Origin of the sequence: Halomonas maura (assembly GCF_030409305.1) — a bacterium.
GTDB lineage: Bacteria > Pseudomonadota > Gammaproteobacteria > Pseudomonadales > Halomonadaceae > Halomonas > Halomonas maura.
The window spans coordinates 56,661-71,958 of sequence record NZ_JAUFPQ010000029.1; the positions used below are offsets into that span (position 1 = coordinate 56,661).

14 protein-coding genes are annotated in these 15,298 nt (G+C 67.1%); 1 reads left to right on the forward strand and 13 read right to left on the reverse strand.

The window, feature by feature from the left end; all coding sequences use genetic code 11:
• Positions 1 to 40: 40 nt before the first annotated feature.
• The 5 genes from garD to kdgD form a co-directional block, all read right to left on the reverse strand.
• Positions 41 to 1,609 (reverse strand): galactarate dehydratase, encoded by a 1,569-nt coding sequence (garD, locus tag QWY76_RS18735; RefSeq protein ID WP_290313039.1) that lies wholly within the window; start codon positions 1,607 to 1,609, stop codon positions 41 to 43.
• A gap of 34 nt (positions 1,610 to 1,643) precedes the next feature.
• Positions 1,644 to 3,155, reverse strand: coding sequence for a tripartite tricarboxylate transporter permease (locus QWY76_RS18740; protein ID WP_290313040.1), 1,512 nt, complete (start codon positions 3,153 to 3,155; stop codon positions 1,644 to 1,646).
• 14 nt (positions 3,156 to 3,169) lie between these two features.
• Positions 3,170 to 3,556 carry a tripartite tricarboxylate transporter TctB family protein gene (locus QWY76_RS18745; protein WP_290313041.1) on the reverse strand — a complete coding sequence of 129 codons (387 nt, stop codon included), beginning with the start codon at positions 3,554 to 3,556 and terminating at the stop codon, positions 3,170 to 3,172.
• Between the two features lie 159 nt (positions 3,557 to 3,715).
• Positions 3,716 to 4,765 (reverse strand): type 2 periplasmic-binding domain-containing protein, encoded by a 1,050-nt coding sequence (locus tag QWY76_RS18750; RefSeq protein ID WP_290313043.1) that lies wholly within the window; start codon positions 4,763 to 4,765, stop codon positions 3,716 to 3,718.
• 47 nt (positions 4,766 to 4,812) lie between these two features.
• Positions 4,813 to 5,730 carry a 5-dehydro-4-deoxyglucarate dehydratase gene (gene kdgD / locus QWY76_RS18755; RefSeq protein WP_290313044.1) on the reverse strand — a complete coding sequence of 306 codons (918 nt, stop codon included), beginning with the start codon at positions 5,728 to 5,730 and terminating at the stop codon, positions 4,813 to 4,815.
• A 230-nt stretch (positions 5,731 to 5,960) separates the two neighbouring features.
• On the opposite strand from kdgD, the gene QWY76_RS18760 reads away from it, so the two are divergent.
• Complete coding sequence (locus tag QWY76_RS18760) at positions 5,961 to 6,923, forward strand: AEC family transporter (RefSeq protein WP_290313045.1); 963 nt, start codon at positions 5,961 to 5,963, stop codon at positions 6,921 to 6,923.
• A 238-nt stretch (positions 6,924 to 7,161) separates the two neighbouring features.
• Here the strand turns inward: QWY76_RS18760 and QWY76_RS18765 are convergent, their stop codons facing one another.
• From QWY76_RS18765 to QWY76_RS18800, 8 genes are all read right to left on the reverse strand, one after another.
• A complete protein-coding gene (locus tag QWY76_RS18765; RefSeq protein WP_290313046.1) occupies positions 7,162 to 7,314 on the reverse strand; it encodes a hypothetical protein in 153 nt (50 codons plus the stop codon).
• Positions 7,315 to 7,327: 13 nt separating this feature from the next.
• Positions 7,328 to 7,810: a phosphohistidine phosphatase SixA gene (sixA, locus tag QWY76_RS18770; RefSeq protein WP_290313047.1), complete on the reverse strand. Its 483-nt coding sequence runs from the start codon at positions 7,808 to 7,810 to the stop codon at positions 7,328 to 7,330.
• Positions 7,803 to 8,870: an NAD(P)H-dependent glycerol-3-phosphate dehydrogenase gene (locus QWY76_RS18775; protein WP_290313048.1), complete on the reverse strand. Its 1,068-nt coding sequence runs from the start codon at positions 8,868 to 8,870 to the stop codon at positions 7,803 to 7,805. Before QWY76_RS18775 ends, sixA begins: the two co-directional genes overlap by 8 nt.
• A gap of 107 nt (positions 8,871 to 8,977) precedes the next feature.
• The gene (locus QWY76_RS18780) at positions 8,978 to 10,420 is read right to left on the reverse strand and encodes an NAD(P)(+) transhydrogenase (Re/Si-specific) subunit beta (protein WP_290313049.1); all 1,443 of its coding nucleotides are present in this window, start codon (positions 10,418 to 10,420) and stop codon (positions 8,978 to 8,980) included.
• Positions 10,421 to 10,437: 17 nt separating this feature from the next.
• Positions 10,438 to 12,009: a Re/Si-specific NAD(P)(+) transhydrogenase subunit alpha gene (locus tag QWY76_RS18785; RefSeq protein ID WP_290313050.1), complete on the reverse strand. Its 1,572-nt coding sequence runs from the start codon at positions 12,007 to 12,009 to the stop codon at positions 10,438 to 10,440.
• 328 nt (positions 12,010 to 12,337) lie between these two features.
• Entirely contained in the window at positions 12,338 to 14,242 is a 1,905-nt protein-coding gene (gene htpG / locus QWY76_RS18790) for a molecular chaperone HtpG (protein ID WP_290313051.1), read from the reverse strand.
• 86 nt (positions 14,243 to 14,328) lie between these two features.
• Positions 14,329 to 14,799, reverse strand: coding sequence for a PaaI family thioesterase (locus QWY76_RS18795; protein WP_290313052.1), 471 nt, complete (start codon positions 14,797 to 14,799; stop codon positions 14,329 to 14,331).
• Positions 14,792 to 15,289 carry a PaaI family thioesterase gene (locus tag QWY76_RS18800; RefSeq protein ID WP_290313053.1) on the reverse strand — a complete coding sequence of 166 codons (498 nt, stop codon included), beginning with the start codon at positions 15,287 to 15,289 and terminating at the stop codon, positions 14,792 to 14,794. The genes QWY76_RS18795 and QWY76_RS18800 overlap by 8 nt, the downstream gene beginning before the upstream one ends.
• Positions 15,290 to 15,298: the final 9 nt, after the last annotated feature.

Here is a 15,298-nt window from a genome sequence, read left to right on the forward strand (position 1 = left end):
ATTGCCTCTTGTCATGGTCGAAACAACAGTCGACAGGGGGTCAGGTCACCGGCGCGGGATTGAACAGCACCAGGTCGTTGGCAAGGCCCAGCCGGTCGGCGGCGACCTTGCGGCGCCCGCTGGCCACGTCGAGGATCAGCCGGAACAGCTCCCAGCCCATCGCCTCGATACTCGCCTCGCCGGTGGCGATGCGCCCGGCATCGAGGTCGATCAGGTCGTGCCAGCGCCGCCCCAGGGTGGAGTTGCTCGAGACCTTGATCACCGGGGTCATCGGCAGGTTGTAGGGCGTGCCGCGCCCGGTGGTGAAGACCTGCAGGTTCATGCCCGCGGCGGCCTGCAGGGTGCCGCAGATGAAGTCGCTGGCCGGGGTGGCGGCGAAGGTCAGGCCGCGCTTGCGCAGCCGCTCGCCCGGGCCGATGACGTCGACGATCGGCGAGTTGCCGGACTTGATCACCGAGCCCAGCGCCTTCTCGACGATGTTGGAGAGCCCGCCCTGCTTGTTGCCGGGCGAGGTGTTCGCGCTGCGATCCACCTGGCCCTGGGACAGGTAGTCGTCGTACCAGGCCATCTGGTCGATCAGCGCCTGGCCGACCGAGCGATCCACCGCGCGCGGCGTCAGCAGGTGGATGGCGTCGCGCACCTCGGTGACCTCGGAGAACATCACGCTGCCCCCGGCACGCACGATCAGGTCGGTGGCGAAGCCCACCGCCGGGTTGGCGGTCAAGCCGGAGAAGGCATCGCTGCCGCCGCACTGCATGCCCACCACCAGGTCGGACACCGGGCAGGTCTCGCGGCGACGACGGTCGAGACGCTCGAGATGGCGCTCGGCCATGGCCATGATGCCCGCGATCATCTCGCCGAAGCCCGTGAAGGATTCGTCCTGCAGGCTCAGCACGTTGGCCTCGGGATCGGCGGCCTCGGTGTTCTCGAAGACCCTCACCGGACGGTCCTCGACCAGGGTCGAGGGCTGCAGCTTCTCGCAGCCGAGTCCGATGACCATCACCTGGTTGCCGAAGTTGGGGTTCAGGGCCAGGTTCCTGAGGGTGCGAATCGGCACCACCGCCGCCGGGGCATTGATCGCCACGCCACAGCCATAGCTGTGATTGAGCCCCACCACGTCGTCGACATTGGGGAAGCGCGGCAGCAGCTCGCGCTTGATGCGCTGGACCACGTGATCGACGGTGCCCGCCACGCACTGCACGCTGGTGGTGATGCCGAGCACGTTCTTGGTGCCGACGCTGCCGTCGGCATTGCGGAAGCCCTCGAAGGTGTAGCCTTCCAGCGGCGCTGCCGACGGCGCCGGACGCGTGGCCAGCGGCAGGTCCTCCAGGGCCGGCGGGGTCGGCATGTGCAGATTGGTCTCGTTGACATGGCCGCCCCGGGGGATAGGCGTGGCGGCCGTGCCGATGACCTCGCCATAGCGGATCACCTCATCGCCTTCCGCCAGCGCCACCAGCGCGACCTTGTGCCCCTGGGGAATGCTTGCCTGGAGCTCGATGCCGTCGTCGAGCCACTCACCGGCGGCCATGCCACCACCCTCGACGACGACGGCGACGTTGTCCCTGGGGTGAATGCGGATCACCCGGGGCGGCTGATTCGACTGCGTCATGATCGGGCCTCACGGTTGTGCTGGGTGACGGGGTTCACTGGGAGGTCTCCAGGCGACGCTTGGCGTGGCTCTTCAGGCCCATCACCACGGAGAAGGTCACCGAGGCGGCGATCAGCGCCCAGAGCACCACCGCGATGGGGCTCTTGGTGAAGAAGATCGAATAGCCGCCGAAGGACTCCAGGCTCTTGACGAAGTAGACCTCCGCCTGGCCGCCGAGGATAAAGCCGATGATCAGCGGGGCGACTTCCAGACCGACCTTCTGGATCAGATAGCCCAGCACGCCGAAGATCAGCAGGGTCCAGACATCGAACATGATGCCGTAGTTGATGGCATAGGCACCGACCACGCACATCATCACGATGATCGGGTAGAGGATGTACTTGGGCACCAGCACCACCTTGGCGATGTGCTTGATGGCATAGAACATCAGGAAGAACATCACGCCATTGGCAAACACCAGCGCGGTCATCATCACGTACCAGGTGTCGGCATTCTCCGGGATGAACAGCGGACCGACCTGGATGCCCTGCAACGTGAAGGCCCCGATCAGCACCGCGGTGGTGGAGTCCCCCGGGATGCCGAGCGACAGCAGCGGGATCAACGCGCCACCGGTCAACGCATTGTTGGCGGACTCGGAGGCGATCAGCCCCTGGGGCGCCCCCTTGCCCATCTCGCTGGAATCCCGAGACAGGTTCTTCTCCTGGGTGTAGGCCAGCACCGAGGCGGCACTCCCCCCGACCCCGGGCAGCATGCCGACGAAGGTGCCGATGAAGGAGGAACGCACCAGGTTGGTCAGCCGCCCCCTGAAGATGCCGAAGGAGAAACCGCCGCCCTTGCCGATCTTGATCTCCTTGCCGGACAGGCCGCTCTTCACGCCCTGCTCGGCTTCCAGCAGGATGGTGGCGATACCGAAGATACCGATCAGCACCGGCAGCAGGGAGAAGCCCTCGAACAGGTAAGGCTCGAGGAAATCGAACATCAGCCGCGTCTTGCCGTTGCCGCCATCCGAGATGCTGTAGGTGCCGATCAGGCTCAGCCAGATCCCCAGCACACCGCTGAAGATGCCCACCAGCATGTTGCGAGACATGGAGGCGATGACGGTCAGGGCCAGCAGGATGATCAGGAACTTCTCCACATAGGAGAACTTGATCGAGAACTCGGCCAGCAGCGGCGCAAAGAGAAAGAGAATCGCCGCACTGACCAGCCCGCCGACCACGGAGGCCACCACGCAGACCCGCAGCGCGCGTTCGCCCTCGCCCCGCTGGGCCATGGGATAGCCATCGAAGGTGGTGGTGATCGAGGAGGGGGTGCCGGGAATGTTGAGCAACACGGCCGGCACCATGCCACCGGAGATCCCCCCCACATAGAGCCCCAGCAACAGTGCCAGGCCATGGTGGAGTCCCAGGGCGTAGGTAAGCGGCAGACACACCGCCACGGCCATGGTCGCGGTCATCCCGGGGATGGCCCCGAAGATGATGCCGACCAGGGCCCCCAGGGCCGCCAGCAGGAAGAAGGTGATATCGAGTAACGACAGTATATCCAGCATCGGGAACGACTCCGCTACGGCAGGGTGATTTGGAACAGCTTGGCGAGGATGAACCACGCCAGGCTCGGCGCCACGACGGCGTTGATGGCGGCCGTCACGACCTTGCGCCTGGTCCTGGTGTGCATGTACATCAGCGACATCAGGAAGACGAAGACGATCGAGACAGACAGGAAGCCGTAGCCCGTATAGGGAAAGAGGTTGCCGACCACCGCCATCAGGTAGAAATAGGCGGCGATCAACGCCAGGGAGCCGAAGAAGCGGTACTTGTCCATGGACTCGCCGAGGATCGGCAGCGTCCTTTCCCCCCGCCTGACGGCGGCGAAGAAGGGCAACACCCTGAGCACCAGAATCAATGCGAAGAGCCCCCCCATCAGCCAATGAATGATGCGAGGAAAGAACAAGTGAGAGGTCTCGAAGTCAATCGAGACACTGAACAGGGATGTCAGTCCGGATTCCATAGCGGCTCCGATGAAGGCTTTCGTTCAAGCGAGCCCTTCGACGTTATAGGAGTGGAACAGCAGCGGGTAAGCCGGCGGGAAGCTCCTGCCGGCGACCATCTCTTACTGGATATTCTCGATGACGCCCTCGTAGACGGACATCTTGTTCTCCAGGTACTCCGCTGCCTCGTCGGACGGCTTGAAATTGGGGATGAAGAAGGAGTTCTTCTGGACTTCCTGGATCTCGCCCTCGGCATAGATCTCGCCCAGCGCCTCATCGATCTGGTCCACGATCGCCGGATCCATGTCCTTGTTGTAGAGGAAGAAGAACTCCTTATCGAAGGTGAAGTTCTCGTCGCCCATGGTGACGGTCACGTTGGGCTCCACGTACTCCAGCAGCTGCTCGCGAGAGGTCTGGCCCAGGCCGTCTTCCGGCGCCTGCTCGATGGTGCCCTGGCGTGCGGTCAGCCACACGAAGCGCATGGCCTTCTGATCGTCCGCCGGTAGGCGGGTATACTGCTCGTTGGCCTGCACGGTGCCATTGATCAGGTCCGCCTGGTCATCGAAGAGCTGCTGGTTCTTGTCCGCCTGGGAGCCGGTGTTGACCGCCACCAGGTTGTCTTCCATTCCCGGGTGCTCGATGGCGATGGCATTCTTCAGGGCACTGAAGCCGATCTCGGAGACCCCGCCCGGCTGGATCGCCACGCGAACCTCTTCACCGTCTCCCACCGCCGCGATGACCTGGTCGAGGTTCTCGTAGGGGGAATCCTTGGGCACCAGGTAGGCGTTGCCGGGGTTGATGGCGACGGTCGGGCCGATGGTGTACTTCTCGAAGATGTTGTCATACCCCTCGACCCCGTACAGGTAGCCGAGGTAGGACTGATCGTGGAAGATCATCAGGGTATTGCCGCGCGGGTCGCGATCCAGAAAACGGAAGGCCGAGCTGGCACCGACGGCATCCACCTTCATGTTGAGGTCGAGCTTCTCGGCCAGGGCATCGACGACGATGCTGGAGTTCTGGTAGGTGTCGCCTCCGGTCGAGGTCGAGCCGATCACCACGCGGACGTTACCCCGCAGGGGGCCGTCGGCGGCCATGGCGGCGGCGCTGCCGAAGGCCATGCCGGCCATCAGCACGGAGACACCAAGGGTCTTGGGTACGTTGGGCATGCTCATGGGTTCACCTCTTTGCTGTCGTTGTTGAGGATGGGTGAAGGACAGGCTTACAAGCCTTTGGCGGTCTCGACCAGGGCTTCCAGTCGAGCCCGCTCATCGGCACTGGGCATCTCGAGCGGCGCGCGAACGCTGCCGGCGGGACGCCCAATGATCTCGGCACCGGCCTTGATCAGGCTGACCGCATAGCCGGCCTTGTGGTCGCGCAGGTCGACGAAGGGCAGGAAGAATTCGCGAGAGATGCGACGCACGGTGTCGGTATCGCCGACCCGCAGCGCCTTGTAGAAGGTCACCGCCATGTCCGGCACGAAATTGAACACCGCGCTGGAGTAGGTGTTCACCCCCATCGCCAGATAGGCCTCGGCCATGATCTCGGCGGTGGGTACGCCGCCCACATAGGCCAGGCGGTCACCGACGGTCTTGATGATCCGGTTCAGGGCCTGCATGTCGCCCTTGCCGTCCTTGAGACCGATCAGGTTGGGGCAGGCATCGGCCAGGCGCTGCACCGCCGCCGGCTGCATGATGCCGTTGCCGCGATTGTAGTAGATCACGCTGATCGACGTGGCCTCACAGATCTGCCGCGCATACTCCACCAGGCCGTCCTGGGGACACTCGGTCAGATAGGGCGGCATCAGCAGGATGCCATCGGCCCCCTCCTCCTCGGCGATTCGCGCGAAGGCGCTGCCGGTGGCCACGCTCAGGCCCGCGCTGGCGATCACCGGCAGCTTGCCGTCGACGGTCTTCACCGCCAGTCGCACGATCTCGCGGAACTCGTCCCGGGACAGGTTGAAGAACTCCCCGGTGCCCCCGGCGACGAACACCGCCGAGATCTCGTGGCTGATGAACCACTCCAGCCGCTGGCGATAGCTCTCGGCGTCGAAGCGCCCCTGAGCGTCGAAATCGGTGACCGGGAAGGACAGCAGCCCGTCACTGATCGCCTTCTTGACATCTTCGCGTGTAAAGCTCACCTGATCGTCCTCTTGTTCATCCAGGGCGGCGCGAGGAGCCCCGGCCGCTCGTGTCATACATCATACATATGACAACCTAGCCGCCCATCATCGGACTGACAATAGCCGCTATGGTAGATTGCGACTAAAGTTGCACCACCCCGAGGCAAGCCTGGCCGCGGCACACGCCGAGATCGACTCGGTGCCGCCGGCGTCATGGTGATGTCCGGCTGGCCTCACAGGACGCACGCATGTCATTGATCGACATCTTTCTCTCGACGCTGAACATCACCCTGCCGGTGTTCGCCATGGTGTTCATCGGCATCGGCCTGAAGCGTCTGCGCTGGATCGACCAGGCCTTCGTCAATACCGCATCGAGGCTGGTGTTTCGCGGCACCCTGCCGGCGCTGCTGTTCTTCGGCCTGAGCGATACCGACCTGGAGACGACCTTCGATCCCTGGATGCTGGGCTTCTTCGCCCTGGCCACCCTGGCGAGCTTCGCCGCGGCCTGGGGCTGGGCCATCCTGCGCGTGCGACGCCCGCTGCGGGGGGTCTATGTCCAGGGCGCCTTTCGCGGCAACTGTGGCGTCGTCGGCCTGGCCCTGGCCGCCGGCATGTACGGCGACGCGGGACTGTCGCTGGGCGGCCTGCTGCTGGGCGTGGTGATCCTGAGCTACAACGTGCTCTCGGTGATCGTGCTGGCGACCTACCAGCCCCGCGAGGAAGGGGCGCCGAAGGGCATCGACTGGGCCGGCTTCTCCCGTCACATCCTGACCAACCCGTTGATCCTGGCCGTGGTTGCGGCCAGCCCCTTCGCCGTGTTCGAGGTGCCGCTGCCCGACTGGCTGACCACCACCGGCGACTACTTCGCCTCGCTCACCCTGCCCCTGGCGCTGATCTGCATCGGCGCCACCCTCTCCACCCGCGCCCTCAAGACGGGCTATCGCACCACCCTGAGCGCCAGCCTGGCCAAGATGGTGGTCGTGCCGGCGGTGGCGACCCTGCTGGCGGTAGCGGCGGGCTTCACCGGCCCGGCGCTGGGGGTAATGTTCCTGTTCTTCGCCAGTCCCACGGCGGCGGCGGCCTTCGTGATGGCCAAGGCCATGGGCAACGACGAGACCCTCACCGCCAACATCATCGCCCTGACCACGCTGATGGCCAGCCTCACCGTGACGCTGGGGGTCATCGCCCTGCGCGTCGCCGGGCTGATCTAGGCCATGCCCGAAACGCCGACGGCGCCCCGCGGGGCGCCGTCGATGTGCAGTGATGCGGTGTTGCCAGCCAAGGGAGGCTAGCGCGCCCCCCCGGCCACGGTCCCCTCGACCACCTCGAACTGCTCGGGGCCTGTGCCGGCAGCGGGTCGGCATGGGCACGCTTGACGTCGTCGCTGCCCAGCCAGGCGCGGAAGGCGTCCGGGCTCTTTCACTCGGTCTCCCACTCGGTCTACACCAGCTAGGGCACCCGGTTGCCCTGGGGGCGCAGCACCCGCCTGGCCTTGAGACCGGGCTGCCTGTCGCTCTCCCCGGCCCGGCCCCGGAAGCGGGCCTCGGATGCCGCCTCGACGCCCGGGCTCACATCGATGCGCTGATCGACGATATCGCTCATCCCGGCTGCTCGCTCAGGCGATATCGGCGGGTGACGTGAAACGGGCCAGCCGGGCACAGCCGGCGGCGGGCACCTCGGCCGCGAGTTCGACGATGGCGGCGGTGGGGAACCCCAGGCCGCGGTCGGCGCGTCCCTCCACCAGCAGCCCGGTGAGCGCGCCCACCAGCGGCATGTGGCTGACCAGCATCAGCGGCCGGTCTTCCGCCTGCTCGAGCAGCCAGTCGACCACCGCCTGGGGCGGGTCGTCCGGGGTGATCAGCGGCAGCGTCTCCACCGCGAGGCCCAGGGCCTCGGCCACCCGATCGGCGGTCTGGCGGGCCCGTCGATAGGGACTCGACAGCAGGCGTAGCCGGGTGAGGTCGAGGTCGCGGCGGGCCGCCAGCCAGGTCCCCATGCGGGCCGCCTCGCGCTCGCCTCGCTCGGTGAGCCGGCGCTCCGGGTCGGGGCTGCCGGCCCCGGCCTGCCCGTGGCGCATGATCAGCAGCGGCTCAGCCATCGTCCTGGCCCTCGAGGCGACGGGCCTGGGTCACGGCCTCTCGGGACAGGGTGAACTCGACGTCGCTGCTCTGCTCGCCCTGCATCAGCAAGCGGGCCATCTGGCGCGCCGGCACCCCCTCGAAGAGCACCTGATAGAGGCCCTCGGCCAGCGGCATGTAGACGCCGTCGCGTCGGGCCTGATCGCGCACCAGGCGCACGGTGTTGACGCCCTCGGCCACCTGGCCCAGCGCCTCGACGGCCTCGTCCAGGGTGCGGCCCTCGCCCAGCGCGTAGCCGACGCGGTAGTTGCGCGACAGCTTCGAGGAGCAGGTGACGATCAGGTCACCGACCCCGGCCAGCCCCAGGAAGGTCATGGGGTTGGCGCCCTGGTCCACGGCGAAGCGGCTCATCTCGGCGAGCGCCCGGGTCATCAGCATGCTGCGAGTGTTCTCGCCCATGCCCAGCGCCGCGGCCATGCCGGCGGCGATGGCGTAGATGTTCTTCAGGGCGCCGCCGAGCTCGACGCCGTAGCGATCGTTGCTGGCATAGACCCGGAAGTAGTCGCAGCCCAGTGCCGTCTGGACCCGGGCCCGGGTCAGGGGGTCGTCGCTGGCGATCACGGTGGCGGTGAGCTGCTTGTCGGCGACCTCCGAGGCCAGGTTGGGACCGGACAGCACGCCGATATGCGCGAAGCCGGTCTCCTCCTCGAGGATCCGGCTCATCAGCTTGAAGCCCTCCTCCTGGATGCCCTTGGTGGTGCTGACCAGGATCTGCTCCGGACGCAGCCAGGGCCGCGCCTGGCGGACCACCTCGCGAAAGGCCTTGGACGGAATCGCCACCAGCACCAGGTCGGCGCCCGCGAGCACCGCGTGCATCTCGCTGGACGCGGCCACCGCGGGGTTGATGGCATAGTCGGGCAGGTAACGGGAGTTGCGGTGGTCGCGATTGATCTCGGTGGCGAGCTCGTCGTCGCGCAGCCACTGGTGAACCACGGCGCCGTTGTCGGCGGCGATGCTGGCAAGCGCGGTGCCGAAGCTGCCGCCGCCCAGTACCGCCACCCTCAAGCGATCGTCAGGCATGCTCGATCCTAGCTGCTGTGTGTTGCCGATCATTGTAACGAAAAACGCCCCGAATCGGGGCGTTGGGAATGGCGGGGTCCGGGCCGGCGGGGCCGGCCCGGAGACGCTCAGTCGATCATCGGCACCAGGGTGTCGATGCTCGTGCGGGCGTCGCCGTAGAGCATCCGGGTGTTCTCCTTGAAGAACAGCGGGTTCTCGATACCCGAATAGCCGGTGCCCTGGCCACGCTTGCTGACGAACACCTGCTTGGCTTCCCAGACCTTCAGCACCGGCATGCCGGCGATCGGGCTGTTGGGATCCTCCTGGGCGGCCGGGTTGACGATATCGTTGGAGCCGATGACGATCACCACGTCGGTCTCGGCGAAGTCGTCGTTGATCTCGTCCATCTCCAGCACGATGTCGTAGGGCACCCTGGCCTCGGCCAGCAGCACGTTCATGTGCCCCGGCAGGCGGCCGGCCACCGGGTGGATGCCGAAGCGCACGTTCTTGCCGGCGCTGCGCAGCTTGCGGGTCAGCTCGCTGACCGCGTTCTGGGCCTGGGCCACCGCCATGCCGTAGCCCGGCACGATGATCACGCTGTCGGCGTCGTTGAGCGCGCTGGCCACCCCATTGGTGTCGATGGCCACCTGCTCGCCCTCGATCTCCGCGGCCGGGCCCTGGCTGCCACCGAAGCCCCCCAGGATCACGTTGACGAAGTTGCGGTTCATCGCCTTGCACATGATGTAGGAGAGGATGGCACCGGAGGAGCCCACCAGGGCGCCGGTGACGATCAACAGGTCATTGGACAGGGTGAAGCCGATGGCCGCCGCCGCCCAGCCGGAGTAGCTGTTGAGCATCGACACCACCACCGGCATGTCGGCGCCGCCGATGCCCATGATCAGGTGATAGCCGATGAAGAACGCCAGGGCCGCCAGCAGCAGCAGGGTCCAGAAGCCGGCGCCGTTGAAGTAGAGCATCGCCAGCACCACGGACAGGCCCGCGGCGGCGGCATTGAGCAGGTGGCCGCCGGGCAGCTGACGGGGCTTGCCGTCCACCTTGCCGGCCAGCTTGCCGAAGGCGATCACCGAGCCGGTGAAGGTCACCGCGCCGATGAACACGCCGAGCACCACCTCGATCTGCAGGAAGGTCAGCTCGGCCGGCGTCTTGTGCGCCACCAGGGCGGCGAAGGCGGAGAAGCCCTCGCTGCCCTGCTCGGCGAGCTGGCTGGCCAGCACCCGGCGCCGCTCGAGGTCGGCGTTGAAGCCGACGAACACCGCCGCCAGGCCGACGAAGCTGTGCAGCGCCGCCACCAGCTGCGGCATCTCGGTCATCTCGACCTTCTTGGCCACATAGGCGCCGATGATCGCGCCGATGACCATCATCGGCAGCATCCACCAGTAGCCGCCGATGCCCGGCCCGAGGGCCGTGAAGAACACCGCCACGGCCATGCCGATGATGCCGTACCAGACGGCCCGCTTGGCCTTCTCCTGGTTGCTCAGCCCCCCCAGCGAGAGGATGAACAGCACACTCGCCGCGATCGAGGCGGCAGATACGAATCCTTGTCCCAACATTTAGTGATCTCCGCCGCTCAGGATTTCTGGAACATGGCGAGCATCCGGCGCGTGACCTGGAAGCCCCCCACGATGTTGATGGTGGCGATCAGCACCGAGATCCCCGCCAGCAGCCCCACCAGGGCGCTGCCGGAGCCGATCTGCAGTACCGCCCCGAGCACGATGATCCCGGAGATGGCGTTGGTCACCGCCATCAGCGGGGTGTGCAGGGAGTGGCTCACGCCCCAGATCACCTGGAAGCCCACGAAGCAGGCCAGGGCGAAGACGATGAAGTGCTGCATGAAGGAGGCCGGGGCCACCTGACCGAGCAGCAGCATCAGGGCGCCGCCCACGCCGAGCAGCGTGGCCTGGCGCTTGGTCTGGGCGACGAAGGCGCTGTGCTCGGCGGCCTTCTTCTCCTCGGGCGTCGGCTCCTTCTCCTTCGGCTTGGGCTTGGCCGCGGCGATGGCCTGCACCTTGGGCGGCGGCGGCGGGAAGGTGATCTCGCCCTCGTGGGTCACCGTGGAGCCGCGGATGACATCGTCATCCATGTCGTGGTCGAGGCTGCCGTCCTTCTCCGGCGTCAGGTCGGTCAGCATGTGGCGGATGTTGGTGGCATACAGCAGCGAGGCCTGGGTCGCCATGCGCGACGGGAAGTCGGTATAGCCGACCACGATCACGCCGTTGTCGGTGACGATGCGCTGGTCGGGCACCGTCAGGTCGCAGTTGCCGCCCTTCTCGGCCGCCAGGTCGACGATCACCGAGCCCGGCTTCATGGCCTTGACCATGTCCTCGAGCCACAGCTTGGGCGCCGGCCGACCGGGGATCAGCGCCGTGGTGATGACGATGTCGATGTCCGGGGCCTGCTCGCGGAACAGCGCCAGCTGCTTCTCGCGGAACTCGGGGCTCGACGGCGCCGCATAGCCGCCGCTACCGGAGCCGTCCTGGCTGTCCTCGAAGTCGAGGAACAGGAACTCGGCGCCCATGGACTCGATCTGCTCGGCCACCTCGGGGCGCACGTCGAAGGCCCGCACCACGGCCCCCAGGCTGGTCGCGGTGCCGATGGCGGCGAGGCCGGCCACCCCGGCGCCGACGATCAGCACCTTGGCCGGCGGCACCTTGCCGGCGGCGGTCACCTGGCCGGTGAAGAAGCGCCCGAACTGGTTGCCGGCCTCGATGACCGCCCGGTAGCCGGCGATGTTGGCGGTGGAGGACAGGGCATCCATCTTCTGGGCCCGCGAGATCCGCGGCACCATGTCCATGGCGATGACGCTGGCGCCCTTGTCGCGGCACTGCTCCAGCAGCGCCTCGTTCTGGGCCGGCCAGAAGAAGGAAATCAGGGTCTGGCCGCGGCGCAGGTAGCCGGCCTCCTCCTCGGACGGCTCGCGGACCTTGATGACGACATCGGCCGCCTCCCAGAGCGCCTCGGCACCGTCGATGACGGTAACGCCGGCGTCCCGGTAGGCCGCATCGTCGAAGCCCGCGGCCTCACCGGCGCCGGCTTCGACCAGGCATTCGTGTCCCAGCTTCTGGATCTGCTGCGCGCTCTCCGGGGTCAGCGCGACACGCGCCTCCCCGGATGCACGCTCCTTGGGTGCACCGATCTTCACGATGGATCTCCCGCTCTAGTATTTAGAATTTGCATAAACCAGGCCGGACAGTGATACCTGAGACGCTAAGGATTCTCAAGCCGTATGACGGTGGCGGTAGCGTCCGGGGCGTCGTGGGTATCGTCTTGAAACCAAACGCTCATTATTACGTAAACGTCAAGCAGGCATGCCAGCCGTGTCAGGCAAGGGCGCCGGAACAGCGGGTCTCGTGCGACGAGGGCCGGCGTCATCGCGACGGGAAGGCGCTCCGAAGGCACGCCGGCCGCCCCTCGGGGCGGCCGGCGACAGGCGGGGGACGCCATCGCTGAGTGGCGTCCCGGGCGGGGCGTCAGGCGCTCAACAGGGCGTTGAGGCGGCGCACATAGGCGGCCGGGTCGTCGAGGTGACCGCCCTCGGCGATGATCGCCTGGTCGAGCAGGATGCGCGCCAGGTCGCCGAAGCCGTCGCCCTCGACACCCTCCAGGCGCGCCACCAGGGCATGCTCGGGGTTGAGTTCGAGGATCGGCTTGACCTCCGGCAGCGGCTGACCGGCGGCCTCCATGATGCGGCGCATCTGGTAGCCCATCTCGTGCTCGGGCAGCACCACGCAGGCCGGGGAGTCGGTCAGCCGGTGGGTCACCTTGACCTCCTGGACCTCGTCGCCCAACGCCTCCTTGACGCGCTTGACCAGGTCCTGCTTGGCCTTGGCGGTCTCCTCCTGGGCCTTCTTCTCGTCCTCGTCCTCGATCTCGCCGAGGTCGAGATCGCCCTTGGCCACGTCGACGAAGGACTTGCCCTCGAACTCGGTGAGGTGGCTCATCAACCACTCGTCGATGCGATCGTGGAGCAGCAGCACCTCGATGCCCTTCTTGCGGAAGATCTCCAGATGCGGGCTCGACTTGGTGGCGTTGAAGCCGTCGGCGACGATGTAGTAGATCTTCTCCTGGCCATCCTTCATGCGCGAGATGTAGTCGGCCAGCGACTGGTCCTGGGTGGCGCTGTCGGTGTGGGTGCTGGAGAAGCGCAGCAGGCCGGCGATCTTCTCGCGGTTGGCGTGGTCCTCGGCCGGGCCTTCCTTGAGCACGCTGCCGAAGGTGTTCCAGAAGGTCTGGTAGGCCTCGCCGTCCTTGGCCAGCTTCTTGAGCATGTCCAGGGAGCGCTTGGTCAGCGCCGACTTGATCTTCTCGACCTGCGGGTCCTGCTGCAGCAGCTCGCGGGAGACGTTCAGCGACAGGTCACGGGTATCCAGCACGCCCTTGATGAAGCGCAGGTAGAGCGGCAGGAACTGCTCGGCGTCGTCCATGATGAAGACCCGCTGCACGTACAGCTTGACCCCCCGGGCGCCATCGCGCTCGTAGAGGTCGAAGGGGGCCCGGCCCGGCACGTAGAGCAGGCTGGTGTACTCGAGCTTGCCCTCGACCTTGTTGTGGCTCCAGGTCAGCGGGTCCGAGAAGTCGTGGGCCACGTGCTTGTAGAAGGCCTTGTACTCGTCGTCGGTGAGCTCGCTCTTGGGGCGCACCCACAGCGCCGTGGCCTCGTTGACGGTCTCCCAGCTGACGGTCTCGCTGCCCTCGATCTCGTTGCCGTCCTCGTCGCGCGCCTTCTCGACCTTCGGCATGCGCACCGGCACCTCGATGTGGTCGGAGTACTTGCGCACCAGGCTCTGCAGGCGGAAGTCGTCGGCGAACTCCTGGGCATCCTCCTTGAGGTGCAGGACGATCTCGGTACCGTGGGCCTCGCGCTCGAGGTCGGCCACGGTGAACTCGCCCTCGCCCCTGGAGTGCCACTCGACGCCGGCCGACGGGTCGCTGCCCGCCTTGCGGGTACGCACGCTGATACCGTCGGCGACGATGAAGCCGGAATAGAAGCCGACGCCGAACTGGCCAATCAGCCGGGCGTCCTTCTGCTGCTCGCCGGAGAGCTGCTTGAGGAATTCGGCGGTGCCGCTGCGGGCGATGGTGCCGAGGTTCTCGATCACCTCGTCGCGGCTCATGCCGATGCCGTTGTCGCGCACGGTGACGGTGCCGGCCTCGGCATCGTGCTCGATCTCGATGCGCAGCTCGCTGTCACCCTCGTAGATGGCGTCGTTGTCCAGCGCCGCGTAGCGCAGCTTGTCGCAGGCGTCGGCGGCGTTGGAGATCAGCTCGCGCAGGAAGATCTCCCTGTTGGAGTACAGGGAATGGATCATCAGGTGGAGCAGTTGCTTGACCTCGGTCTGGAAGCCGAGGGTCTCTTCATGGGTGGCAGTGGTCATATGTCTCGGACCCCTTGTCGACGGTTCGGCGGTGGCGATGCCACCGGTTAGTGGCTTCCGTCGATATGGGGACCGCCGCGGGTTTTTCAAGCATCGCCTGCCGCCGGGTCGCCGAGCACGAAGTGCAGCCGCGCGGTGGCCAGCGGCGCGGCCTCGTCGTCCTGCCAGGCCCACACCCGGACATTGGCCAGGCGCCGCCCCTCGCGCAGCAGCTCGCAGCGCGCCAGGGTCGGCACCACCCGGGCGGTGCGCAGGTAGTCGATGGACAGGTCGACGATGCGCGGCAGGCGGGGCGCCCGGGCGGCCAGCATCAGGTCCAGGGTCGCCGCGGTCTCCATGAAGGCGGCCACCACCCCGCCGTGCAGGGCCGGCAACAGCACGTTGCCGACATTGCCCTGGCGAGGCTCGAGGCGAAACACCACCCCCTCGCCATCCGCGGCGGGCTCGGCGGCGACGCCGATATGCCGCGCATAGGGCAGCCTGGCCAGCCAGGCCTCGACGTCGCCGCGCGCCCGGGTCCGGGTCAGCCACTCGAGGTCGGTGAAACCCTCATGCATGATCGTCCTCCCGCGCGAACAGGGCCTCGGCGAAGCCCGGCGGCGTGTTGCGCGGCCCCAGCCGCACGAAGTTGGCGATGCCCCGGGCCACCGGCCGGGCGGCATCCTGCCAGACCCGACCCTCGGTGAACACCACCGAGGCGCTGACCGAGACCGCACGGGCCTCGGCATACAGCCCCTGGCCGGCGAGCGCGGGGCGGTAGTGGTCGACGCGCAGGTCGAGGGTCGGGCATACCTCGGGCGCCGGCAGGGCCGGCAGGACCGCCGCGCCACAGGCGGTATCCAGCAGCATGGTCAGCACGCCACCGTGCACCAGGCCGCGGTGGGGGTCCCCGAGCAGGTCGTCGTGCCAGGGCAGCCGGAGCCGCACCCCCGCGGGGCCGGCGGCCAGGACCTCCAGGCCGAGTTCACGCGTATGCGGGATCACCGTCACGAAGCGCGCCAGGGCGCGTCGCCAGTCGTCGGCAGCGGGGGAGAATCCGGGGGGCATGGGCTACCT

Bases quoted from the DNA above. Each gene is read 5' to 3' on its own strand.
- garD (WP_290313039.1), bottom strand. From the start codon at position 1,609: ATGACGCAGTCGAATCAGCCGCCCCGGGTGATCCGCATTCACCCCAGG.
- QWY76_RS18760 (WP_290313045.1), top strand. From the start codon at position 5,961: ATGTCATTGATCGACATCTTTCTCTCGACGCTGAACATCACCCTGCCG.
- QWY76_RS18740 (WP_290313040.1), bottom strand. From the start codon at position 3,155: ATGCTGGATATACTGTCGTTACTCGATATCACCTTCTTCCTGCTGGCG.
- sixA (WP_290313047.1), bottom strand. From the start codon at position 7,810: ATGGCTGAGCCGCTGCTGATCATGCGCCACGGGCAGGCCGGGGCCGGC.
- QWY76_RS18780 (WP_290313049.1), bottom strand. From the start codon at position 10,420: ATGTTGGGACAAGGATTCGTATCTGCCGCCTCGATCGCGGCGAGTGTG.
- QWY76_RS18800 (WP_290313053.1), bottom strand. From the start codon at position 15,289: ATGCCCCCCGGATTCTCCCCCGCTGCCGACGACTGGCGACGCGCCCTG.
- QWY76_RS18750 (WP_290313043.1), bottom strand. From the start codon at position 4,765: ATGAGCATGCCCAACGTACCCAAGACCCTTGGTGTCTCCGTGCTGATG.
- QWY76_RS18765 (WP_290313046.1), bottom strand. From the start codon at position 7,314: ATGAGCGATATCGTCGATCAGCGCATCGATGTGAGCCCGGGCGTCGAG.
- QWY76_RS18795 (WP_290313052.1), bottom strand. From the start codon at position 14,799: ATGCATGAGGGTTTCACCGACCTCGAGTGGCTGACCCGGACCCGGGCG.
- QWY76_RS18775 (WP_290313048.1), bottom strand. From the start codon at position 8,870: ATGCCTGACGATCGCTTGAGGGTGGCGGTACTGGGCGGCGGCAGCTTC.
- htpG (WP_290313051.1), bottom strand. From the start codon at position 14,242: ATGACCACTGCCACCCATGAAGAGACCCTCGGCTTCCAGACCGAGGTC.